General features: G+C 72.0%; 18 protein-coding genes. 1 reads left to right on the top strand and 17 read right to left on the bottom strand.

Annotated features, from left to right (window positions below):
- Positions 1 to 34 precede the first annotated feature (34 nt).
- From AB0L45_RS17730 to AB0L45_RS17650, 17 genes are all read right to left on the bottom strand, one after another.
- A complete protein-coding gene (locus AB0L45_RS17730) occupies positions 35 to 1417 on the bottom strand; it encodes an aspartate aminotransferase family protein (RefSeq protein ID WP_365840799.1) in 1383 nt (460 codons plus the stop codon).
- Positions 1418 to 1430: 13 nt separating this feature from the next.
- Positions 1431 to 3311, bottom strand: a complete 1881-nt coding sequence (gene dxs, locus AB0L45_RS17725; RefSeq protein WP_365840797.1) for a 1-deoxy-D-xylulose-5-phosphate synthase — start codon at positions 3309 to 3311, stop codon at positions 1431 to 1433.
- A 36-nt stretch (positions 3312 to 3347) separates the two neighbouring features.
- Positions 3348 to 4541: a flavodoxin-dependent (E)-4-hydroxy-3-methylbut-2-enyl-diphosphate synthase gene (ispG, locus tag AB0L45_RS17720; RefSeq protein ID WP_365840795.1), complete on the bottom strand. Its 1194-nt coding sequence runs from the start codon at positions 4539 to 4541 to the stop codon at positions 3348 to 3350.
- A gap of 4 nt (positions 4542 to 4545) precedes the next feature.
- Positions 4546 to 5568, bottom strand: a complete 1023-nt coding sequence (gene hpnH, locus AB0L45_RS17715; RefSeq protein ID WP_073763388.1) for an adenosyl-hopene transferase HpnH — start codon at positions 5566 to 5568, stop codon at positions 4546 to 4548.
- 5 nt (positions 5569 to 5573) lie between these two features.
- Positions 5574 to 6263, bottom strand: a complete 690-nt coding sequence (locus AB0L45_RS17710; RefSeq protein ID WP_365840793.1) for a 1-hydroxy-2-methyl-2-butenyl 4-diphosphate reductase — start codon at positions 6261 to 6263, stop codon at positions 5574 to 5576.
- Positions 6263 to 8278, bottom strand: coding sequence for a squalene--hopene cyclase (shc, locus tag AB0L45_RS17705; RefSeq protein ID WP_365840791.1), 2016 nt, complete (start codon positions 8276 to 8278; stop codon positions 6263 to 6265). The genes AB0L45_RS17710 and shc overlap by 1 nt, the downstream gene beginning before the upstream one ends.
- Before the next feature lie 150 nt (positions 8279 to 8428).
- Positions 8429 to 9493, bottom strand: a complete 1065-nt coding sequence (locus tag AB0L45_RS17700; protein WP_365840789.1) for a polyprenyl synthetase family protein — start codon at positions 9491 to 9493, stop codon at positions 8429 to 8431.
- A 53-nt stretch (positions 9494 to 9546) separates the two neighbouring features.
- Positions 9547 to 11028 (bottom strand): hydroxysqualene dehydroxylase HpnE, encoded by a 1482-nt coding sequence (gene hpnE, locus AB0L45_RS17695; protein WP_365840980.1) that lies wholly within the window; start codon positions 11026 to 11028, stop codon positions 9547 to 9549.
- 133 nt (positions 11029 to 11161) lie between these two features.
- Positions 11162 to 12127: a presqualene diphosphate synthase HpnD gene (gene hpnD, locus AB0L45_RS17690; protein WP_365840787.1), complete on the bottom strand. Its 966-nt coding sequence runs from the start codon at positions 12125 to 12127 to the stop codon at positions 11162 to 11164.
- Between the two features lie 8 nt (positions 12128 to 12135).
- A complete protein-coding gene (gene hpnC, locus AB0L45_RS17685) occupies positions 12136 to 13080 on the bottom strand; it encodes a squalene synthase HpnC (protein ID WP_365840785.1) in 945 nt (314 codons plus the stop codon).
- Positions 13081 to 13504: 424 nt separating this feature from the next.
- Positions 13505 to 14302 carry an ABC transporter ATP-binding protein gene (locus tag AB0L45_RS17680; protein WP_365840783.1) on the bottom strand — a complete coding sequence of 266 codons (798 nt, stop codon included), beginning with the start codon at positions 14300 to 14302 and terminating at the stop codon, positions 13505 to 13507.
- Entirely contained in the window at positions 14295 to 15224 is a 930-nt protein-coding gene (locus tag AB0L45_RS17675) for an ABC transporter permease (protein WP_365840781.1), read from the bottom strand. The genes AB0L45_RS17680 and AB0L45_RS17675 overlap by 8 nt, the downstream gene beginning before the upstream one ends.
- 79 nt (positions 15225 to 15303) lie before the next feature.
- Positions 15304 to 16176, bottom strand: a complete 873-nt coding sequence (locus tag AB0L45_RS17670) for a glycosyltransferase (protein WP_365840978.1) — start codon at positions 16174 to 16176, stop codon at positions 15304 to 15306.
- Positions 16177 to 16190: 14 nt separating this feature from the next.
- A complete protein-coding gene (locus tag AB0L45_RS17665; protein ID WP_365840779.1) occupies positions 16191 to 16970 on the bottom strand; it encodes a CDP-alcohol phosphatidyltransferase family protein in 780 nt (259 codons plus the stop codon).
- Positions 16948 to 18009, bottom strand: coding sequence for an iron-containing alcohol dehydrogenase family protein (locus AB0L45_RS17660; protein WP_365840777.1), 1062 nt, complete (start codon positions 18007 to 18009; stop codon positions 16948 to 16950). Before AB0L45_RS17660 ends, AB0L45_RS17665 begins: the two co-directional genes overlap by 23 nt.
- Positions 17997 to 18734, bottom strand: a complete 738-nt coding sequence (locus AB0L45_RS17655; RefSeq protein WP_365840775.1) for a phosphocholine cytidylyltransferase family protein — start codon at positions 18732 to 18734, stop codon at positions 17997 to 17999. Before AB0L45_RS17655 ends, AB0L45_RS17660 begins: the two co-directional genes overlap by 13 nt.
- Complete coding sequence (locus AB0L45_RS17650) at positions 18731 to 20524, bottom strand: DUF5941 domain-containing protein (protein WP_365840976.1); 1794 nt, start codon at positions 20522 to 20524, stop codon at positions 18731 to 18733. The genes AB0L45_RS17655 and AB0L45_RS17650 overlap by 4 nt, the downstream gene beginning before the upstream one ends.
- A 1036-nt stretch (positions 20525 to 21560) precedes the next feature.
- Here AB0L45_RS17650 and AB0L45_RS17645 point away from each other — a divergent pair.
- Positions 21561 to 22478: a cation diffusion facilitator family transporter gene (locus AB0L45_RS17645; protein WP_365840773.1), complete on the top strand. Its 918-nt coding sequence runs from the start codon at positions 21561 to 21563 to the stop codon at positions 22476 to 22478.
- Positions 22479 to 22482: the final 4 nt, after the last annotated feature.

Genomic DNA, 22482 nt, shown 5'->3' with positions numbered 1-22482 from the left:
CGGGGCTCCCGGGAGACGGGCGGCCGGGCAGCCGCTAACGCGTCTGGAGGGCCTGCTTCATCAGGGTCCGGCCGAAGTCCCACATCAGGCCGCCGCCCTGGTGCGCGTCGTCCATCACCTCCGTGAACGCCGTCACGAACCGTTCCACCTCCGGCTCGCCGATCGTCAGCGGCGGGATCAGCTTGATGACCTCCAGGTGGTCGCCGGATACCTGGGTGAGGATGCGGTGGCGCTGGAGGAGGGGCACCACGACCATCTGGGCGAACAGGCCCTTGCGGGCCGCCTGGAGCATGGTCCAGTGGCCGCGCAGCTTCAGGGAGCGGGGACGGCCGAACTCGATGCCGATCATCAGGCCGCGGCCGCGGACGTCGTGCAGCAGCTCGTACCGGTCGGTGAGGGCGGCCAGTCGCGTACGGAGCAGGTCGCCGGTGTGCCGGGCGTTGGCGACGATCTGCTCGTCCTCCATGACCGACAGGACCGCCAGGCCGGCGGCCATCGCCTGGGCGTTGGCGCCGAAGCTGGCGGAGTGGACGAGGACGCGGTCCATGGAGGAGTAGACCTTCTTGAAGATCCAGTCCTTGCCGAGGGTCGCGCCGACCGGGACGTAACCGCCGGAAAGGGCCTTGGCCACGCACACCAGGTCCGGTTCCACGCCGTCCTCGTGCTGGTAGGCGAAGAAGTCGCCGGTACGGCCGAGACCGGTCTGCACCTCGTCGGCGATCAGCAGGGCCTTGTGGCGGTGCAGCAACTCCTGGGCGGCGCGCAGGAATCCGGGGGGCGCGGGATGCACGCCCTTGCCCTGGACCGGCTCGACGATGAAGGCCGCCACGTCACCGCGCCGCAGCTCCCGCTCCAGGGCGTCCAGGTCGCCCAGCTCGATGCCGGTGTCGGGCAGCAGCGGCGCGAAACCGTCCCGGAAGCCGTCCTCGCCGTTGACCGACAGGGAGCCGGTGGTCAGCCCGTGGAAGGCGTGGGCGCAGTACAGGACACGGGGCTTGCCGGTGGCGTAGCGGGCGAACTTCAGGGCGGTCTCGACGGCTTCCGTACCGCTGTTGCCGAAGAACACGCGGTCCAGGTGGGGCGTGTGGGACAGGAGTTTCTCGGCCAGCAGTCCCGGCAGCGGCTGGCAGTCGAACCGGGTGAGGTCGGCGAGCTGGGCGTCGAGGACGTCGTGCAGGGCCTGCCGGACGACCGGGTGGTGCCGGCCGAGGCCCATCACGCCGAAGCCGGCCAGCATGTCGAGGTAGTCCTGGCCGTCCGCGTCCCAGAAGTAGGCGCCCTCGGCCCGCTCGTAGACCTTGTCGAAGCCGATGGTGTGCAGCATCCGCGGCAGCTGGTGGTTGACGTACCTGGCGTGCAGGTCGTAGCGCTCGGCGCCGCGTTCGGCGAGCAGCTTGGTCAGGTCGAATCCGGTCACGAGCCGTTCTCCGTCACGAGTCGTTCTCCTTACGGGCCAGGGAGGCGCTGATGCGGCCGGCGATCTCGGCCGGGGTGAGCCCGATGTCGGCGAGCACCTCACCGCGCTTGGCGTGCGCCAGGAACTGTTCGGGGATGCCGAAGGTCCGCAGCGGTACGTCCACGTCCGCGTCGCGCAGCGCCTGGCCGACCGCCGCCCCCACGCCCCCGTTGCGGCTGTTGTCCTCCACGACGGCCACCGAGGTGTGCTGGGCTGCCAGCCGGACGAGCGCGGGGTCGACGGGCTTGACCCACCGGGGGTCGACGACCGTGACACCGATGCCGCGCTCGGCCAGGAGTTCCGCCGCCTCCAGGCAGACCGGGGCCAGCACGCCCACCGAGACCAGCAGCACGTCCGCCCGCTCGCCGCGCGCCAGCACGTCCACGCCGCCGATCCGCTCCAGCGCCGGGACCGGCTCCCCCACCGACTCCTTCGGGAAGCGCAGGACGGTCGGCGCGTCGTCCACGTCGATCGCCTCGCGCAGTTCGGCGCGGAGCTGGTCGGCGTCGCGCGGGGCGGCGATCCGCAGGCCGGGCACGACCTGGAGGATCGACATGTCCCACATGCCGTTGTGCGAGGCACCGTCGGTGCCGGTCACCCCGGCCCGGTCCAGGACGAAGGTGACCCCGCACCTGTGCAGCGCCACGTCCATCAGCACCTGGTCGAAGGCCCGGTTGAGGAAGGTCGCGTACACCGCGAAGACCGGGTGCAGGCCGCCGGTGGCCAGGCCGGCCGCCGAGACGGCCGCGTGCTGTTCGGCGATGCCCACGTCCCACGTACGGTCGGGAAAGGCCGCCGCGAACCTGCCGAGGCCGACGGGCTGCAGCATCGCGGCGGTGATCGCGACGACGTCCGGGCGCTCCTCGCCGATCCGCACCATCTCGTCGCCGAAGACCGAGGTCCACGACGGCGGGCCGGGCGGCGCGACGGGCGCGCAGGTCAGCGGGTCCATGGCGCCGACGGTGTGGAAGCGGTCGGCCTCGTCCTCCAGGGCGGGGCGGTAGCCGCGGCCCTTCTCGGTGAGGCAGTGCACCAGTACGGGCCCGCTGAAGCGGGCGGCGCGGCGCAGCGCGGACTCCACGGCGGCGATGTCGTGGCCGTCGATCGGGCCGACGTACTTCAGGCCCAGGTCCTCGAACATGCCCTGCGGCGCGAAGGCGTCCTTGAAGCCCTTCTTGGCGCCGTGCAGCGACTCGTACAGCGGGCGGCCCACCAGGGGGGCGCGCTGCACCACCTCCTTGCCCCAGGCGAGGAAGCGCTCGTAGCCGTCGGTGGTGCGCAGGGTGGCGAGGTGGTTGGCGAGGCCGCCGATGGTCGGTGCGTAGGAGCGCTCGTTGTCGTTGACGACGATGATGAGGGGGCGGTCCTTGGCGGCGGCGATGTTGTTCAGCGCCTCCCAGGCCATGCCGCCGGTCAGCGCGCCGTCCCCGATGACCGCGACGACATGGTCGGTCTTGCGCAGCACCTCGTTGGCCTTGGCCAGGCCGTCGGCCCAGCCCAGCACGGTGGAGGCGTGGGAGTTCTCGATGACGTCGTGTTCGGACTCCTCCCGGGACGGGTAGCCGGACAGCCCGCCCTTGCCGCGCAGCTTGGAGAAGTCCTGCCGGCCGGTCAGCAGTTTGTGCACGTAGGACTGGTGGCCGGTGTCCCACAGGATGCGGTCGGCGGGCGAGTCGAAGACCCGGTGCAGGGCTATGGTCAGCTCGACCACGCCCAGGTTGGGGCCGAGGTGACCGCCGGTCCGCGCCACCGCGTGCACGAGGAACTGCCTGATCTCCTCGGCGAGTGCGCCGAGGGCTTCGCCGGGAATCTCCTTGAGGTCGCGCGGTTCACGGATCTGTTCCAGCATCGACATGCTCGGTCCCCCTCCATGGATACAGCTCTGACACGTTCAGCCGACGGTGACGTCGGGGGTGCCGGGCACCACTCCCGCGGCCTCCATCCCCGCGGCGATCTTCAGGGCCTCTTCGATGAGGGTCTCGACGATCTTCGACTCGGGCACGGTCTTGACGACCTCGCCCTTCACGAAGATCTGCCCCTTGCCGTTGCCGGACGCCACACCGAGGTCGGCCTCGCGGGCCTCGCCGGGGCCGTTGACGACGCAGCCCATGACCGCGACGCGCAGCGGCACCTCCATGCCCTCCAGACCCGCCGTCACCTCGTCGGCGAGCTTGTAGACGTCCACCTGGGCGCGCCCGCACGACGGGCAGGAGACGATCTCCAGGCGGCGCGGGCGCAGATTCAGCGACTCCAGGATCTGCAGCCCGACCTTGACCTCCTCGGCCGGCGGGGCCGACAGGGAGACGCGGATGGTGTCGCCGATGCCCTCGGACAGCAGCGCGCCGAAGGCCACCGCCGACTTGATCGTCCCCTGGAAGGCCGGGCCGGCCTCGGTCACGCCCAGGTGCAGCGGATAGTCGCACTGCGCCGCCAACTGCCGGTAGGCGTTGACCATGACCACCGGGTCGTTGTGCTTGACCGAGATCTTGATGTCCCGGAACCCGTGCTCCTCGAACAGCGAGCACTCCCACAGCGCCGACTCCACCAGCGCCTCAGGCGTGGCCTTGCCGTACTTCTCCAGCAGCCGCCGGTCCAGCGACCCGGCGTTGACCCCGATCCGGATCGGCACCCCGGCGCCGGACGCCGCCTTGGCGATCTCCTTCACCCGGTCGTCGAACTGCCGGATGTTGCCCGGGTTGACCCGGACCGCGGCGCAGCCCGCGTCGATCGCGGCGAACACGTACTTCGGCTGGAAGTGGATGTCCGCGATCACCGGGATCTGCGACTTCTTCGCGATGACCGGCAGCGCGTCCGCGTCGTCCTGCGAAGGGCAGGCGACCCGGACGATCTGGCAGCCGGACGCGGTCAGCTCGGCGATCTGCTGGAGCGTGGCCCCGATGTCGGACGTACGCGTGGTCGTCATCGACTGCACCGAGACGGGCGCCCCGCCGCCCACCGGCACCGGCCCCACCTGGATACGGCGCGAGACGCGCCGCTCGGCGAGCGGCCGGGCCGGTACCTCGGGCAGGCCCAGTGCGACGGCGGTCCCGGAGGGGCTGCCTCCGGGAGGCTCTCCCGTACGCATCACATCACCCGCGGTTTCCCGCGACGGTCTCACGGGCGGCGCGCAGGGACTCCTTGAGGGAGCCCATCGTCGCGAGGACGGCGGTGGGCTCGTAGCCGCAGTGCGCCATGCAGTTGGCGCAGCGCGGGTCCTTGCCGCGGCCGTACTTGTCCCAGTCGGTCTCCTCGATCAGCTGCCGGTACGTGGGGACGTACCCGTCGCTCATCAGGTAGCAGGGGCGCTGCCAGCCGAAGAGCGAGTAGTTGGGGATCGCCCAGGCCGTGCAGGGGAAGTCCGCCTTGCCCTCCAGGAAGTCCAGGAACAGCGGGCTGTGGTTGAGCCGCCAGCGGCGCCGGTTGCCGCCCGCGAAGGCCTTCTTGAACAGTTCCCTGGTCTGCTCGACGCCGAGGAAGTGCTCCTGGTCGGGGGCCTTCTCGTAGGCGTAGGCGGGCGAGAGCATCATCTCGTCGACCTGGAGGTCGTCGTTGAGGAAGTTGAGCACCTCGATGATGGTCTGCGGGGTGTCGGTGTTGAAGAAGGTGGAGTTGGTGGTGACCCGGAAGCCGCGCCGCTTGGCCTCCTTGATGGCCTCCACCGCCTCGTCGAAGACGCCCTCCTTGGCCACGGACTCGTCGTGCCGCTCGCGCATCCCGTCGATGTGCACCGCGAACGCGAAGTACCGCGAGGGGGTGAACTTGTCCAGCTTCTTGCGCAGCAGCATGGCGTTGGTGCACAGGAAGACGTACTTCCGCTTGGCCACCAACTGCCGCACGATCTCGTCGATCTGCGGGTGCATCAGGGGCTCGCCGCCCGCGATGGAGACCATCGGCGCACCGGACTCCAGCACCGCGCCGACCGCTTGCGCGACCGGCATCCGCTGTTTGAGCACCCCCGCGGGATGCTGGATCTTTCCGCAGCCCTCGCACTTGAGGTTGCACGCGAAGAGCGGTTCCAGCTCCACGATGAGCGGGAACTTCTCCCGCTTGCGCACTTTCTGTTCAAAGAGATACGTACCGACCCGGATGGACTGACGGAGCGGCATGGCCATCTGGCTCACCTCCTGGGGAGCAGCAAGGAACGGTGCCATTCGAAAAAGACAGGAAGGATGGAGCGCAGCACACGAAAGGCCGACATTCCACCGCGCAAAGTACTGATTCGGACAAGTTCATGTTCTGGAGCGTCCACGATCACCCGGACGGCCGCAACCGGACGCACGCCGTCCCGCGTCGCGGCCGCCAGCGTCGCGGCGGACTCCATGTCCACCGCGACGGCGCCCGAGGCCCGCAGCCCGGCCCGCTCCGCGCCGCGAACGACGTGGTCGGAGCCGCGCAGCAGACCGGTGTGCACCGTCACGCCGCGCTCCTTCAGAGCCCGCAGCAGCGGACCGTTGTCGGAGCAGGCCACGTCCGGTGCGCCGGGCAGATGGCCGCGGGCCGCCTCGGCGACCACCACGTCCCCCGGGCGCATGCCGGGGACCAGGCCGGCGCAGAAGCCGGTGGCGACGACCGGGGCCCGGGCGGTGCGGGAGCCGGCGCGCAGCGCGTGCGTGACGGCGTCCGACGCCGCCCGCGGGCCCATGCCCGTACGGAGGGTGACGACGGGGGCGCTCGCGCCGCTGCGGTCGCCGCCGCGCAGCGCGAACCGCTCGATGCCGAGCGCGCAGGCGAGCAGCAGCGGCGGCGGCCCGTCCGGCAGCGCCCGCGAGCCGTCCCGGGCGGCTCTCGCGCCGCGCGACACGGGCATCAGGCCCCCTGGGACGCGCCGGCCGGTCCGCCGTTGACGTAACGGCCGAGGGCCGTCAGCGGGAAGACCTGCCGGTACAGGTGGTAGTTGATCGAGAAGTCCCAGGGGAAACCCGTACCGGTGAAGTACGGCTCGTCCCAGGACCCGTCGGCGCGCTGCGTCCGCACCAGCCACCGCACACCCCGCTCGACCGCCGCGCTCTCCCGCTCGCCCGCGGCGAGCAGCGCCAGCAGCGCCCACGCGGTCTGCGAGGCGGTCGACTCGCCGCGGCCCGCCCACGCCTTGTCCCGGTAGGAGCGCTGGTCCTCGCCCCAGCCGCCGTCCTCGTTCTGGACGCGCTCCAGCCAGCGCACGGCGCGGCGGACCGCGGGGTGCGAGGCCGGGATGCCCGCTGCGGCCAGCGCCGGGAGCACCGAGCCGGTGCCGTAGATGTAGTTGGTGCCCCAGCGCCCGAACCACGAGCCGTCCGGCTCCTGTTCGGCCAGCAGCCAGCGGATGCCGCGCCGCACCCGCGCGTCGTGCGTCAGGCCGGCGTCGGCGGCCATCTCCACGACGTGCGCGGTGACGTCGGCCGACGGCGGGTCGACGACCTCGCCGAAGTCGCAGAACGGCAGCCGGTTGGGGAACGGGCTGGTGTTGTCGGCGTCGAAGGCGCCCCACGCCCCGTTCTTGGACTGCATGCCCAGGTTCCAGTGCACGGCGCGCCGGACGGCGGCGTCCACCCGTTCCGGGTCCGGGTACTGGATACGGCGCAGCGCGAGGACGACCTCGGCGGTGTCGTCGATGTCCGGGTAATGGTCGTTCTCGAACTCGAACGCCCAGCCGCCCGAGGGCAGTTGTGGCCTGCGGACACTCCAGTCGCCCGGCCGCCGGATCTGTTCGGCGAGCATCCACTCGGCCGCCTTGACCAGCTGCGGATGGTCGGCGGGCAGCCCGGCGTCGGCGAGCGCGATGGCGGCGAGGCAGGTGTCCCAGACCGGGGACTGGCACGCCTCGATCATGCGGACGGGCGCGCCGTCCGCGTCCTCGCGCCACACGGCGAAACGGTCCAGCGACTCCAGGCCCGCACGCAGCACCGGGTGCTTGAGGTCGTACCCCAGCAGGTGCAGCGCGATGATCGAGTAGACGGCCGGCGGCTGGATGCCGCCCCAGCAGCCGTCGTTCTCCTGGCGCTCGACGATCCAGCTGGCCGCGGCCCGCATCGCCGAGCGGCGGAGCTTTCGCACGGCCACCTTGCGGTAGCCGTGCAGGCCCTTGTCCAGCCGCTGGAAGAGACCGTCCCAGGTGGTGACGGGGGCGAGCGGCCGCGGCGGGTTCGGGCGGGCCGGGTCGGCGTGCAGCTCGTCCAGCGCGAACGGCGCGGGCCGTACCGGACGGTGAGCGGAGACGATCGTCAGTGCCACGATCGTCTGCCGCGCCCAGCACGCGAAGTCGTAGATGTTGAGCGGGAACCACTTCGGGAAGTAGATCAGCTCGGGTGGCAGTTCGGGCAGGTCCTCCCACTTCCACCAGCCGAACAGCGCCAGCCAGATGCGGGTGAAGACGCGGGCCGCGGCCACGCCGCCCTGCTCGCGGATCCAGGCGGCGGCCCTGGCCATGTGGGCGGCGTCCGGCGCGTCGCCGGCCAGCCGCAGGGCGACGTACGCCTCGATCGTGGCGGACAGCTCGCCCGGCCCGCCGTAGAAGGTGGCCCAGGTGCCGTCGGCGCGCTGCTCGGCGCGGATGTGCCGGGCGGCGGCCTCGGTGGTGCTCCGGTCGCCGATCCCCAGGAACTGCCGGAGCAGCAGGTCCTCGGCGTCCATGGTGACGTTGGTTTCCAGGTCGCCCTTCCACCAGCCCGCGTCGTCCTGGACGGACAGCAGGTAATCGGTGGCGCGGGCCGCGGCGCGGCGGGCGGCGGCGTCCGTGCCGGCGGGGGCGGCCGGGTCGTTCTCGGTGTGCTCGGCGGTGGCGTCGCCGGCCGAGGGGGCACGGGACGGCAGCGCCCCGGTGCTTCCGTCGGTCGTCGCTGTCATGGCTTCCCCTTCTGCAGTGAACTCTGTGAAGCGTGCTCAGGGATTCCGTCGGCCGGCGCCCGGCCCCTGCCGGAGAGCGGGGGTGGGCCCCGCGACCCGATGGGGGAAGGCACCGGCCGGCGACTGCGAACTAGGTCGGTTCGATAGTGATCATCTCTCTCGTACGACGACGAAGTCCGCGAGCGCGACGAACTGCGCGCGGACCGGTGCGGGCATGTCCACCTCGTCCAGTGCGGCGATGGCGGTGGCGTGCTGGCGGCGGGCCTCCTGCGAGGTCCACTCGCGGCCGCCGGCCTCCTCGATGAGGGCCGCGCGCGAGGCGAACTCCTCCTCGGTGAAGTCGGCGATCTCGTCCTCGCTCTTCTTCGCGTCCGTCGCGAGGATGCCGGCGAGGCGTTCGGCGGCGGGGTTGTCGGCCGCCAGGGCGGCGACGACCGGCAGCGACTTCTTGCGCTGCCGCAGGTCGCTCCAGGTCTGCTTGCCGGTGGCCTCCGGGTCGCCCCAGATGCCGAGCAGGTCGTCGACGGCCTGGAAGGCGAGGCCGAGGTGGTAGCCGTACCGCTCCAGGGTGTCGGCGGTACGGTCGTCGGCGCCGCCGAGGACGGCGCCGATGGAGGCCGCGCAGGCGAGCAGCGCGCCCGTCTTGTTGCCCTCCATCTCCAGGCACTCCTCGACGGTGACCCGCTCGCGGTGCTCGTAGGAGATGTCCTGGGCCTGGCCGTCGATGAGCTTGCGGGTGGCCACGGTCAGGCGGCGGGTGGCCCGGCCGGCCTCGACGGTGCCCAGCTCCAGCAGTATTTCGTTGGCGAGGGCGAACAGCGCGTCGCCGACCAGGATGGCCTGGGCCGGGCCGTGCACCTTCCACACCGTGTCGCGGTGGCGGCGCTGCTCGTCGCCGTCCATCAGGTCGTCGTGCAGCAGCGAGAAGTTGTGGACCAGCTCCACGGCGACGGCGCCGGGCACGCCGGCCTCCGGCCGCTGTCCGGCGGCCTGCGCCGACAGCAGCGCGAGCGCGGGGCGTACGGCCTTGCCGCCGTCCCCGGTCGCGGGTTGTCCCGCGGCGTCGATCCAGCCGAAGTGGTACGCGGCGACGGTGTCCATGGGAGGCGCGAGCCGGTCCACGGCGGCACGCAGCACAGGAGTGGCGAGCTGCCGCCCGCGCTCCAGCAGCGCGGTGACGCTCTCGGTGTCGATAGCTGGGGAAGCCGGATGCACGGTTTCTCCTCTGTTTCCGGTGCTCGTGCTCGTGCGAGAGCTCGTACTCGTGGTCATGCCACCTCCTGGGGCAACTGGCCCGCAGGGAAGCCGAGTTCGGTGAGTGCCTCGCGAACGGCGCCGAGGCCGCTGCGAACAGCGCTTTCCATGGTCGCGGGCCACCCGGTGGCGGTCCACGCGCCGGCCAGGTACAGGCCGGGAGTTCTGGTGCGGGCGGCGGGCCTCAGCCGGCCGACGCCCGGGGTGGGGGCGAACGTCGCGGTGCGTTCGCGGGTGACGAAGAAGTCGCGGACGCCGGCGCCGCGCGCGGCGGGCAACAGCCGCTCCAGCTCCGGCAGGTAACGCTCGCGCAGCTCGGCCACCGGCCGGTCGATCTCGTCCTGCGCGGCGGACTGCGACACGGCCAGGTACTGGCTGCGGGCGCCGCCGGGCAGCGCGGCGAGCCCGGAGGCCTCCGTACGGTCGAAGACCCACTGTACGGGCGAGCCGAGCGCCGCGAAGAAGGTCCCCCTCGACGGGCCGGACGGCCCGGGGGGCGCTCCCGGCCGGAGCACCGGCCGGTCGTAGACGACGTGCAGGTTCAGGATCGGCGCCGTACCGATGTCCAGCAGCCGGTCCTGGCCGTCGAGGCTGCCCTCGGGCAGCAGGCCGTGCGTCTCGCGCTGCGGCAGGGCCAGCACGACCGTGCGGGCGGTCAGCTGCTCGCGGCCGTGCGGCCCGTTCTCCACCGTGACCTGCCAGGTGCCGTCCGCGGCACGGGCCAGGGCGCTCGCGCGGGTGCGCAGCTCGACGCGGACGCCCGCCTTCTCCAGCGCCTCACGGGCGAGGGTGTCGTGCACCTCGCCGAGCGGCACCCGGGACCAGCCGATGTCGGCGGCCCCGTTGTCGGAGAGCAGGCCCGTCTTGAAGACCTTGGCGGCCAGCCCCAGCGAGGCGTCACCGGCGCGCGCGTTGAGTGTCGCGACGCCGACCAGGTCCCACAGCGCCTCGACGGCGCGCGGCGACTGGCCGTGCCGGGCCAGCCACGAGCCGAAGTCGACACCGTCCAGCGCGGGGTCCTCGGGGTCGAGCTTGCGCAGGGCCAGCGCCGCGCGGCCCACGTTCGCCCGCTCGGCGAGCGACAGGTGCGGGTACGTGGCCAGGCTCTTCGCCAGGTGCAGCGGTACGGGCAGGGCCGTCCGCCGCAGCCGCCCCAGCCGCAGCCCGTCGGCGTCCAGCACGGGGACGTCCATCCGGTCCTGGAGGGGCACCAGGCCGCGGGCGCCCACCCGGCCGAGGAACCAGTCGTACGCCGTGCAGCAGCGCAGGTACACGTGCTGCCCGTTGTCGACGGTCAGCTCCCCCACCGCGGACTCGCGGCGGAAGGAGAAGACCAGGCCGCCCAGCCGGGGCCGGCCCTCGACGAGGGTGACGCGCAGCCCCGCGTCGGCCAGCGCCAGCGCTGCCGTGGTGCCCGCGAGACCGCCCCCAATGACCACCGCAGCCGCCCCATCGGGACGGCCTGCCTCATGTGCATCGTGCCGGTCGGGCCCCATCGGTTCCGATGTCATTCGCCCTCCCTGATTACTGTCGTCAGGGACGCAGCGGCCCGGCGGAGGGTTGCCCGCCGCTTGGACCGGCGCAGCTGCCCTGAGCTGGGCTCGTCGGCCTCGCCCGTCTCCTGGCCCGTCATCCGCGCCTCCTCGCGGGCGGCCGGCCCGCCGCCCGGGCCGCCTGCCGGCGGCCGATCGCCCGCGCGTCGAACCCCGACAGGCCGCGCACCGCCACGAACGCCTTCTCCCGCCCGGGCAGCGAGACCCGGCCGCGCAGTACGGCCTCCGGGTCCGCCGCGATCCGGGTGAGGAGGCGGTGGTAGATGCCGGCCATGGCGGCGACGCAGGCACCGCTGCGCCGGTCGAGCATCGGCAGCAGCCGGAAACCCTCGTCGAACAGGGCGCGGGCACGCCTGACTTCGAAGTGGACCAGTCCGGTGAAGTCCGCGCCGGGGGGTGGGACCGGACTGTGGAAGCCCACCGAGCAGCCGAACTTGGCGAGGTCGTCGGAGGGGAGATACGTACGGCCGTTTCCGGCGTCCTCGCGAACGTCTCTCAGGATATTGGTCAGTTGCAGGGCCAGCCCGAGCGTATCGGCGTACTCGGCGGCGCGCGCGGCGTCCGGCGCGCCGGGCACCGTGCCGAACACTCCCAGGGAGAGCCGCCCGATCGCCCCCGCGACACAGCGGCAGTAGACCTTCAGGTCGTCCCAGGTCTCGTACGTCTCGCCGCGTACGTCCATCAGGACGCCGTCGATCAGCTCGTCGAGCCCGCCGAGCGGGATCGGGAAGCGCCGCGCGGCGTCGGCCAGCGCGACCGCCACCGGGTCGGTGTCGTCCTCGTCGACCGCGCCGTCCTTGATCCGGCCGAGCAGGGTCCGGGTCTCCTCCAGCCGCTGCTGCTTGGCGGCGTCCGCCAGCGAGCCGTCGCCGATGTCGTCGACCCGGCGCGAGAAGGCGTAGAGCGCCGACATGGCCTGCCGCTTGTCGGCCGGCAACAGCCGGATGCCGTAGGCGAAGTTACGTGCCTGCTGCCCGGTCACGGCCTCGCAGTAGCGGTACGCAGCGAGCACCGGCGCGGACGCGTGTGCGATGTCCTCCACGGTCCGACTCACCCCTCTCTTCGCAATGTCGCCCCCACCTCGCGCAGCAGGCTGAGCTTGGTCGGCTTGGGCGGTCCAGGGAGTACGTCGTGGTCGGCGGCCGCGACCGCCCGGAGTGCGGCGCGTCCGCCGCCGACGAAGCCGGCGAGCAGCAGTTTGAGCCTGCCGTGGACGCTACCCACCAGCGGGGTGCCTTCATTCAGCAGTTCGCGGGCGCGTTCCGCCTCGTACGCGATCAGCGCGCGCACCGGCGCGCCCCCGGTCGGCGCGGCGAGATCCCGCTCGGTGACGCCGAAGCGTTTCATGTCCTCGCCCGGCAGGTAGACGCGGTCCCGGCGCAGGTCCTCGGCGACGTCCTGGAGGTGCTCGACGATCTGCAGGCCCGTGCAGACGGCGTCCGAGGCCCGGATGCGCTCGGGGCTTGCGGTGCCGGTGATGCCCAGGACGAGCCGGCCGACGGGGTTGGCGGACAGCTCGCAGTAGGCGAGCAGGTCGCCGTACGTCGGGTAGCGGCCGACCCGCTGGTCCTGCCGGTTGGCCTCGATCAGGCCGAGGAAGGGCTCGGGGGTCAGGCCGCAGCTGCGCACGGTGGGGCCGAGGCGGCGCATCAGGGGGTGCAGCGGGCCGGGGGCGCGGTCGCTGAAGACGCGGTACAGGTCCGCCTCCAGCGCGTCGAGCAGGGCGAGCGGTCCCGTGTCGTCCCGTTCGGGGTCCAGTCCGAGCCGGGCCGCGTCGCCCCCGCCGGGCGCCAGGTCGCCGTCGCCGATGTCGTCCACGAGGCGGGCGAAGCCGTAGACGGCCATCAGGTCCCGGCGCCAGGCGCGGGGCAGGAAGAACGGCGCCACCGGGAAGTTCTCGTGCGCGGCCTGGTCCAGGACGGTGCGCGACTGCGCGTCGTCCCGGCCGCCGCCCGGCGTCCGGGGCCGGACCAGGACGTCGCGTGCCCGTGCCATCCCTCGGCTCACCGGAGGCTGCCCGGCGCGTTTCGGAGCCGGAGAGTTCCAGTAGCCATTGCCGTCACGCCTCCCGTTCTACACCGCCAAGCCAAAACATCCCATTTCGGACACGCCGCAGGGCGCGACCCGCCCGATCGGATCCCCGGTCGCCAGGACGGGTACGCATTGCCCGACTTGTGCCACTTGTGCTGTTCAGTACCCGTACAGCTTACGCCGTACATCTCTCCGGCGTCCGAGGGGGTACCGAACCTCGAAGCAACGATCCGGTCAACATCCACATACCGTGAACTGTTCCCGGAACCAGCGGAGTTGACCATCTGTTAACGATCTCCTGACCGGGGCCCGGCCTTCCGCGGCCGGCCCGTGACGATCAACGGCCCCCGCGAGCCGGACTCGCGGGGGCCGTGCGGCGCGCTGCGGGCTACTTGCCCGTCTCCTTCTCGTACGCCTTGATCACCTCGTCGGTCGGGCCGTCCATCAGCAGCTCGCCCTTCTCCAGCCACAGCACCCGGTCGCAGGTGTCCCTGATCGACTTGTTGTTGTGGCTGACCAGGAAGACCGTACCGGCCTCCTTGCGCAGCTCGCGGATGCGGGCCTCGGAGCGCTTCTGGAACGCCCGGTCGCCGGTCGCCAGCGCCTCGTCGATCATCAGGACGTCGTGGTCCTTGGCCGCCGCGATGGAGAAGCGCAGCCGCGCCCCCATGCCGGAGGAGTACGTCCGCATCGGCAGCGAGATGAAGTCGCCCTTCTCGTTGATGCCGGAGAAGTCGACGATGCTCTGGTAGCGCTCGCGCACCTGCTCACGGGACATGCCCATCGCCAGGCCGCCGAGGATGACGTTCTTCTCGCCGGTCAGGTCGTTCATCAGGGCGGCGTTCACGCCCAGCAGCGACGGCTGGCCGTGCGAGTAGACCTTGCCGCGCTCCGCGGGCAGCAGGCCGGCGACGGCCTTGAGCAGCGTCGACTTGCCGGAGCCGTTCGAGCCGATCAGGCCGATCGACTCGCCGCGGTACGCGGTGAAGCTGACGCCCTTGACCGCGTGCACCTCGCGCACCCCGCTGGAGGGCTTGCGGCGGATGATGCGGTTCAGGGCCGCGGTGGCGCTGCCCTTGCCCGCTCCGGTGCCGTAGACCCGGTACACGATGTGCAGGTCGTCCGCGATCACGGTGGGGACGCGGTTCCCGTCCGCCGTCTGCACGGCGTCCTCTTGCTCAGCCACGGCCGTACCGCTCCTCAGCCTTCCAGAAGTACACGAAGCCGGCGATGCCCATCACCAGCGCCCAGCCCACGGCCAGCGGCCACACGTGCGGGGGCAGCTTGTCGGCGGTGAAGCTGTCGATCAGCGCGAAGCGCATCAGGTCGATGAAGACCACGGCCGGGTTGCAGTCCAGCACGACGTGCACGAAGGCGGGGACGGCCTTCTCCTTGAGGATCACGTCGATGCTGAACATCACGCCGGACGCGTACATCCACGTCCGCATGATGAAGGGCATCAGCTGCGCCAGGTCGGGGGTCTTGCTGCCCAGGCGGGCCATGACCATGGCGAGCCCGGTGTTGAAGACGAACTGGAGCACCAGGGCCGGGATCGCCAGCAGCCACGACCAGGTGGGCACCTGTCCGTAGCCCAGCAGGATGAGGACCAGCACACCCATCGAGAACAGCAGCTGCTGGAGCTGCATCAGGCAGAACGAGATGGGCAGGCAGGCGCGCGGGAAGTGCAGGGCGCGCACCAGGCCCAGGTTGCCGGAGATCGCGCGGGTGCCGGCCATCACCGAGCTCTGCGTGAAGGTGAAGATGAAGACGCCGGTGACCAGGAAGGGCACGTAGTCCGCCACCCCCCGGCTGGTCCCGATCAGCAGGCCGAAGATGAGGTAGTACACGAGCGCGTTCAGCAGGGGCGTCACCACCTGCCACACCTGGCCCAGCTTCGCCTGGCTGTACTGAGCGGTCAGCTTCGCGCTGGAGAAGGCGGAAATGAAGTGCCGCCGGTCCCACAGCTGCCGCACGTACTCCGGCAGGCTGGGCCGGGCCCCGCTCTGCGTCAGCCCGTACTTGCGGGCCAGCTCGGCACGGGACAGCCCGTCGTCGGATGATGGCGGGGCACTCATGGCGACCGCACCGTCGTGCGTAGTCTCGCTCACTGTTGACACTTTCGTCCTCAAGGTGCGCTGCCGGGGCCGTGCCCCGGGTTCGCGCCTGATGCTCTCAGATACGAGCTTGTCAGATGACGGGTGGGCGGCCCAGCCGGGTCAGGCGCCACACGGTACGCCACTTCATGGGGCGCCGGGGACCACAGGACGTGGCCCAGCCCTCCTTGAAGCCGCCCAGCCAGGCACGCAGCGCGGGCCGCGAGGGCCGCCGGGCCAGGGTGAGCAGGAACCAGACACCGAGATAGACCGGAACCAGCGGAGCCGGAAGGTTACGGCGGGCCAGCCAGACCCGGTTGCGGGCCACCATACGGTGGTAGACCGCGTGCCGGCTGGGGGCGTGCGTGGGGTGCAGCAGCACCATGTCCGCCCGGTAGTCGATCAGCCAGCCCGCGTCCAGGGCCCGCCAGGCCAGGTCGGTCTCCTCATGGGCGTAGAAGAAGTCGTCGGGCAGCCCGCCGACCTCCTCGAAGACCTTCGTGCGCACCGCGTTCGCGCCGCCCAGGAAGGTGGTGACGCGGGAGGACCGCATCGGGTCGGAGGCGCGCAGCCGCGGCACGTGCCGACGCTGGGTCTCCCCCGTCTCCGGGTCCGCGATGCGGAAGCTGATGATGCCGAGCTTCTTGTCGCGGGTGAACGCCTCGCGGCACAGCGCGGCCGTGTCCGGCCGGTCCAGCAGCCCGTCGTCGTCCAGGAACAGCAGCACGTCCACCTCGCTGCCGCCCGGTCCGAAGGCCTCGATGCCGACGTTGCGCCCGGCGGGGATGCCGACGTTCTCCGGCAGCTCCACGGTCCGTACGCCCTCGGGCAGCGGCGGCAGCGGCGAGCCGTTGCCGACAACCACCACCTCGATGGGGTCGCCGTGCTGCTTGGCGACCGAGTCGAGCAGTGCGCGCAGCTCCTCGGGGCGGTTGCCCATGGTCAGGACGACGGCGCCGACCTTCATCTCGCGCGCCCCCGTCACTTGAGCCTGCTGGAGGCGAGAATGGACACCAGGTGCAGCACGGTCTGGAGCAGCGCGATACCGGCCATCACCGCGACACCGAGCCGCGAGAAGAACAGGTCGTCCCGCACCGCGTCCACGACCGCCAGCAGCAGGATCACCAGCGACGCCTCGATGCCGAGGATCAGCCGGTGGAACTTGAGCGCCGCGGCGGCCTTGCGGGCCAGCGCCATGCCGGACGAGCGCGGTTCGGACGCCGCTTCCTTGACCGGCGGCAGTCCGCCCTGGTGCCGGGCCACGCCGACCAGGTCGGTCTCGGCCTTGATCAGGATGGCGCCGAGGGCGGCGAGGGTGCCGAGGAAGGCCCACAGCCAGTCGATCCGCCCGGAACCCCACAGGTCGGCGGCGCGCAGGCCGAAGCCGACCAGCACGGCGGCGTCGGTGAGGTAGGCGCCGACCCGGTCCAGGTAGACCCCGCCGAGCGAGAACTGCTTCTTCCAGCGGGCCACCTCACCGTCGACGCAGTCGAGCAGCAGGTAGAGCTGGACCATCACCACCCCGAGCACGGCCCCCCAGACGCCCGGCACCAGCAGGGCCGGGGCGGCGAGGACACCGCAGAGGGTCATCACATAGGTGAGCTGGTTCGGCGTGATCCTGGTGTTCACCAGGTACCGGTCGCAGCGCAGCGAGATCTCCCGCATGTACAGGCGACCGGCCCAGTGCTCACCGCTGCGCCGGTCCTTGACACCCTCGGGGTGCACGACCGGGCGGAGTTCAGCTACGGACGGCTTGTGCATAGTCGGCGTATGCGTCCCTGATCTGGTCGGTGGACAGGTCGAGGTGTTCGAGGATGGTGTAGCGGCCGGGGCGGGTCTGCGGCGCGTACTCGACGGCCCGGACGAACTCCTCGTCGCTGAAGCCGATCTCGCCGGGCGTCACCGGCAGGCCGTGCCGCCGCAGCACCTCGATCATCAGCCCGCAGGTCTCCTTGTCCCCGCGCAGGTGCGTGGCGAAGGCGGCACCGAGGCCGCACTGCTCGCCGTGGCTCGCCGCCCGCTTCGGGTACAGGATGTCGAAGGCGTGGTTGATCTCGTGGCAGGCGCCGGAGGCCGGGCGGCTGTCGCCCGCCACGGACATCGAGATGCCGGTGAGGACCAGGCCCTCGGCCAGCACCTGGAGGAAGCCGTCGTCGCCGACGCCGCCGGGGTGGCGCAGCACGGCCTCGCCGGCCTGGCGCGCCATGGCGGCGGCCAGCCCGTCGATGTTCTCGCCGGTCTCGCGGTGCGACAGCTCCCAGTCCGCGACGGCGGAGATGTTGGAGATGGCGTCGCCGATCCCGGACCGTACGAAGCGGACCGGGGCCTCGCGGATGACGTCCAGGTCGATCACCACGGCGATCGGGTTGGGCACGCCGTACGAACCGCGGCCCGCGTCGTTGTCGAGGGTGGCGACCGGCGAGCACAGGCCGTCGTGCGACAGGTTCGTCGCGACGGCGACCAGCGGCAGGCCGATGCGGGCCGCCGCGTACTTCGCACAGTCGATGATCTTGCCGCCGCCCAGGCCCACGACCGCGTCGTAGTGGCCCTTCTTCATGGCGTCGCCGAGCTTGATCGCCTCGTCCAGCGTGCCGCCGCCGACCTCGTACCAGTCGGCGCCGGGCAGCGCCGGGGCCAGCCGCTCGCGCAGCCGGGCCCCGGAGCCGCCGCTGATCGCGACGGCCAGCTTCCCGGACGCGGAGATGCGCTGATCGGCCAGCAGGCCCGCCAGGTCGTCCAGTGCGCCGGCGCTGATGTCGACGACGACCGGGGACGGAATCAGGCGGGTCAGTACTGGCATGCGATCTCACGGCCCTTCGCGAGGTCGTCGTGGTTGTCGATCTCGACCCACTTGACCTCGCCGATCGGTGCCACGTCGACCTGGAAGCCGCGGTTGACCAGCTCCTGGTAGCCGTCCTCGTAGTACAGGTCGGGGTCGCGCTCGAAGGTGGTCTTCAGCGCGTCCGCGAGCTCCTCGGCGGCCGAGCCCTCGATGAGGGTGACGCCGATGTACTCACCGGTGGCCTCGGCCGGGTCCATCAGCTTGGTGATCTTCTGGACGCCCTTGTCGGGGTCGACGACGACCTTCATCTCCTCGTCGGCGAGCTGCTTGACCGTGTCCAGCGCCAGGATGATCTTCTGGCCGTTGCCGCGGGCGGCCAGCAGCGTCTTCTCGACCGAGACCGGGTGCACGGTGTCACCGTTGGCGAGGATCACGTCGTGCTTGATCGCGTCCCGGCCGCACCACAGGGAGTAGGCGTTGTTCCACTCCTCGGCCTTGTCGTTGTCGATGAGGGTGAGCGTGAGGCCGTACTTCTGCTCCAGCGCGGCCTTGCGCTCGTACACGGCCTCCTTGCGGTAGCCGACGATGATCGCGACCTCGGTCAGGCCGATCTCGGCGAAGTTGCCGAGCGTCAGGTCCAGGATGGTGGTGTCACCATCGACCGGCACCAGCGCCTTGGGCAGGGTGTCGGTGTAGGGACGCAGACGCCGTCCGGCGCCGGCGGCCAGCACGAGGCCGATCATGCGGGTTCTCCTTCATCGTGTACGGCGGGTGCTCCGGAGGACACCCAGAAGCGGATGCTCTCCACGAGCACCAGCAGCGCCAGGACCAGTGCCAGGACCGTCAGCGCGATTGTGAAACCTGAGCCGTGCAGCAGGGCCGCCAGGAGGACGACGAGCAACGTGCGCCCCTCGTGCCCGCCGGCCGCCCGCACCAGCCAACGCGGCGGGGCCCCCGTGCCGACGCGGATGCGGTAGACGGTGTCGTAGTGATGGTAGGCGACCGCCGCGACCAGCCCGAACGCCGCGGGCAGCGCCTGGTCGGCGTCCGAGCGGGCCGCCACCACCAGGATGGCGACGTACTCACCCGCGCGGAACAGGGGCGGGACGAGCCAGTCGAGGGGGCCCTTGAGGGGGCGGGCGACGGCGGCACCGGCGAACGCCGCGTACACGGCCGCGCCCACAACCGGCCACCAGCTGCCGGCGTCGCTCCACGCGAGCTGCGCCATGAGGAACGCCACGCCCGCGAAAGCCATCAGGGGCGCGGAGACCGAACCGCCGGCGGCCGGGCCCTTGGCGGCCAGTTCCGCCGGCGACCCGGAGTCCGCCAGCTCGGCGAGTGCGGCCGCTGCCCGGTCGGTCCGCCGCGCGCGCCGCGTCAGCGAGCGCAGTACCCGGCCCGCCGTGGTGTAGCAGGCGGCCAGGGCGCAGCCGATGAGCAGCGCGTAGAAGACGATGCGCGGGGTGGTGCAGGCGGTCAGTACGGCGATCATGGCCCAGCGCTCGCCGATGGGCAGCACGATCATCCGGCGTACCCAGACCGTCCAGCCGACGCTGTCGAGCCGGTCGGACAGCGCCGCGGTGGGGCTGGTGTTGCCGGTGGCGTCGTGGTTCGCCTCGTTGAACGAGAAGTCGACGACATGCCGGCAGGTCTGGAGCACCATGGCACCCAGCGCCAGGGCCCACACGTCGTCGCCGCCGCGCGCCGCGCCGAGCGCGAGGCCCGCGTAGTACGCGTACTCCTTCGCACGGTCGAAGGTCGCGTCGAGCCAGGCACCCATCGTCGAGTACTGGAGCGAGTAGCGGGCGAGCTGCCCGTCGGTGCAGTCCAGGACGAAGGAGAAGAGCAGCAGCAGCCCCGCGGCGATGAAGCCGCCACGGCTGCCGGTGGCCGCGCAGCCCGCCGCGATCACTGCGGTGAGCAGCGATGCCGTGGTGACCTGGTTCGGGGTCAGGCCGCGGCGCGCGCACCAGCGGGCGAGGTAGCGGGAGTACGGGCTGATGCAGAAGGTGGTGAAGAAGCCGTCGCGGGCCTTCACGGCGGTACGCAGCCGTACGGCCTCGTCGTCGACGGCGGCGACGGCCTCCTCGGCCGTGGCGCGCTCGGCGGGCGTCAGCGGCACGGCCGCGACCAGACTGCCCAGCTCGACGCGGTGCGGCGCGGCGTCCCCGGCCTCCATCGTCTCGGCGAGCGCGTCCGGGAGGACGTCCACGCGGTAGCGGGTGCCGGGCCCGGCGGGCACCGCGGTGGCGGCGCGCTGGAGCGCGGCACGTGCCTCGGGCTGCGCGGTGACGGCGCCCGGTACGGCGGCGGCCGGGAACCGCGGGTCGGTCAGCGCCAGCCGGAGACTGTGCAGGTGGCCCACGAAACGGGGGTCGACGACGGCGACGCGTTCATCGGCCGGGACCGCGGCGAGCGCGTCGGCCACGGCCGCGGCACCGTCCGCCGTACGGACGTCGAAACCCAGCGAGCGCAGGGCGGCTTCGAGCGGCGACCCGGCGACCGGCGGACCGGTGAGGATGGCGGTCGACAGACGAACTCACTCCTTGGAAGCTGGCGAGGCCGCGCCGGTCGGTCCGCATTCGATACGGGCTACCCGGGCAGCGGGCGTGGCACACCTGGCCCCGCGGGGGTGGGTGGGCACGTCGGCAGAGGCTATCGGATCGCCGGATGCGGCCGTTCACCGCGCATTCACCGCACGATCGAGTGACCGCGGGCTGCGCCTGCCGCGATCATCATGGTCGATCAACGCACCCAGGAACAACTGCCGCCCACCCATCACGCCAGTTATGCCACGACTGGGCAGGTGTGGGCGAATTGCCGGGTGGGGGGTGAGGGGGGTGGTGGGTGGTGAGGGGGGCGGTGGGTGGTGAGGGGGGCGGTGGGTGGCGAGGGCGGGGGCGGGACGGGTGCGGGGGCGGGACGGGTGCGGGACGGGTGCGAGCCGGGCGCGTGGCGCGCCGGGCGCGGCCGGGCGTGGGGGTGGGGTGACGTCCCGCCGGGCCGAACGGCGCCCCTACAGGTCAAATCGAACGCCTCATTCCCCCCATCGGGGGCTTACCCAGCGGGAGCGGACGCGAAGCGCGCAGGAGGGCCTCCGGCAGGAGTGGGGCGGCCGGCACGGTGGGCACTGGATGAGCCGGGCGGGCACCGGGCCGGGCGAGCGGCCACCGGTCCGGGCGGGCCGGGCGGGCACCGGTCCGGATCGAGCGGACCAGACGGACTGGGCCAGACGGACCGGGCCGGAGAGCGGCGGAGCCTGTCGCAGGCGGGCCGTAGAGTCCGGGCCCTCCGGGCTCCGCGAGGCTCCTTACGGGGCGAATCGAACGCCCCATTTCCCCCACCGGGGGCCTACCCAGCGGGAGCGGACGCGAAGCGCGGCGGAACGCACCGCCAAGCAGAGCTGCCCCGCGCCCCGGCGACCGGGAAGCGCGCCGGAGTCGCTGTCCGGTCCGCCCCGCATCGTCGCAGGTCAGTGAGATGACAACGGTGTTCAGGCCCGCGTTGCCACATACCCCCCACCCGTAGTTCACTGCAAGGGCGACGGCAGCGGACGGGAGGCGGACCGCATGGGTGCAGGGCATGATCACGGGGCCGGTACGGCGGCCGCGGCGTATCGGGGGCGGTTGCTCGGGGCGCTGGCGTTGACCTCGGGCGTCATGGTCGCCGAGATCATCGGGAGCGTGGTCACGGGCTCGCTGGCGCTGCTCGCCGACGCGGGGCACATGGCCACCGACGTGGTGGGGCTGACGATGGCGCTGGTCGCGATCCGCTTCGCGAACCGGCCGCCGTCGCCGCAGCGCACGTTCGGGCTCGCCCGCGCCGAGATCCTCGCGGCGGTGGCCAACGCGCTGCTGCTGTTCGGCGTCGGCGGGTACGTACTGGTCACGGCGGTGCCGCGGTTCTTCGAGCCGGTGGGGATCGAGGGCGGCACGACGATGGTCTTCGGCGCTGTCGGGCTGGTGGCGAATCTGGTGTCGCTGGCCCTGCTGATGCGCGGGCAGCGGGACAGCCTCAACGTGCGCGGCGCCTTCCTGGAGGTGACGGCGGACGCGCTGGGGTCGGTGGCGGTCATCGTGGCGGCGCTGCTGGTCACCGTCACGGGATGGCCGGCGGCCGACCCGGTCGCGTCCGTCGTGATCGGGCTGATGATCGTGCCGCGTACCTGGAAGCTGTTCCGCGAGTCGCTGGACGTACTGCTGGAGACCGCCCCCAAAAACGTGGACATGACAGAGGTACGGGCGCACCTGCTGGCGCTGCCGGGCGTCGAGGACGTCCACGATCTGCACGCCTGGACGATCACGTCCGGGATGCCGGTGCTCTCCGCCCATGTGGTCGTCGCACCGGACGTCCTGGACGCGACGGGGCACGAGAAGATGCTGCACACCCTGCGCGGCTGCCTGGGCGGCCACTTCGACGTCGGGCACTGCACCTTCCAGCTGGAGCCGGGCGGCCACGCGGCGCACGAGGCGCAGCTGTGCCCATGATGCG

This window comes from Streptomyces sp. NPDC052496 (genome assembly GCF_040679095.1).
In the GTDB taxonomy this organism is placed as follows: domain Bacteria; phylum Actinomycetota; class Actinomycetes; order Streptomycetales; family Streptomycetaceae; genus Streptomyces.
This window is presented reverse-complemented; position numbering and strand designations above follow the sequence as displayed.

Bases quoted from the DNA above. Each gene is read 5' to 3' on its own strand.
- AB0L45_RS17660 (WP_365840777.1), bottom strand. From the start codon at position 18,009: ATGCCAGTACTGACCCGCCTGATTCCGTCCCCGGTCGTCGTCGACATC.
- dxs (WP_365840797.1), bottom strand. From the start codon at position 3,311: ATGTCGATGCTGGAACAGATCCGTGAACCGCGCGACCTCAAGGAGATT.
- hpnE (WP_365840980.1), bottom strand. From the start codon at position 11,028: ATGGGGCCCGACCGGCACGATGCACATGAGGCAGGCCGTCCCGATGGG.
- AB0L45_RS17655 (WP_365840775.1), bottom strand. From the start codon at position 18,734: ATGATCGGCCTCGTGCTGGCCGCCGGCGCCGGACGGCGTCTGCGTCCC.
- AB0L45_RS17645 (WP_365840773.1), top strand. From the start codon at position 21,561: ATGGGTGCAGGGCATGATCACGGGGCCGGTACGGCGGCCGCGGCGTAT.
- AB0L45_RS17665 (WP_365840779.1), bottom strand. From the start codon at position 16,970: ATGCACAAGCCGTCCGTAGCTGAACTCCGCCCGGTCGTGCACCCCGAG.
- AB0L45_RS17710 (WP_365840793.1), bottom strand. From the start codon at position 6,263: ATGCCCGTGTCGCGCGGCGCGAGAGCCGCCCGGGACGGCTCGCGGGCG.
- AB0L45_RS17670 (WP_365840978.1), bottom strand. From the start codon at position 16,176: ATGAAGGTCGGCGCCGTCGTCCTGACCATGGGCAACCGCCCCGAGGAG.
- hpnC (WP_365840785.1), bottom strand. From the start codon at position 13,080: ATGGCACGGGCACGCGACGTCCTGGTCCGGCCCCGGACGCCGGGCGGC.
- hpnH (WP_073763388.1), bottom strand. From the start codon at position 5,568: ATGGCCATGCCGCTCCGTCAGTCCATCCGGGTCGGTACGTATCTCTTT.
- ispG (WP_365840795.1), bottom strand. From the start codon at position 4,541: ATGCGTACGGGAGAGCCTCCCGGAGGCAGCCCCTCCGGGACCGCCGTC.
- shc (WP_365840791.1), bottom strand. From the start codon at position 8,278: ATGACAGCGACGACCGACGGAAGCACCGGGGCGCTGCCGTCCCGTGCC.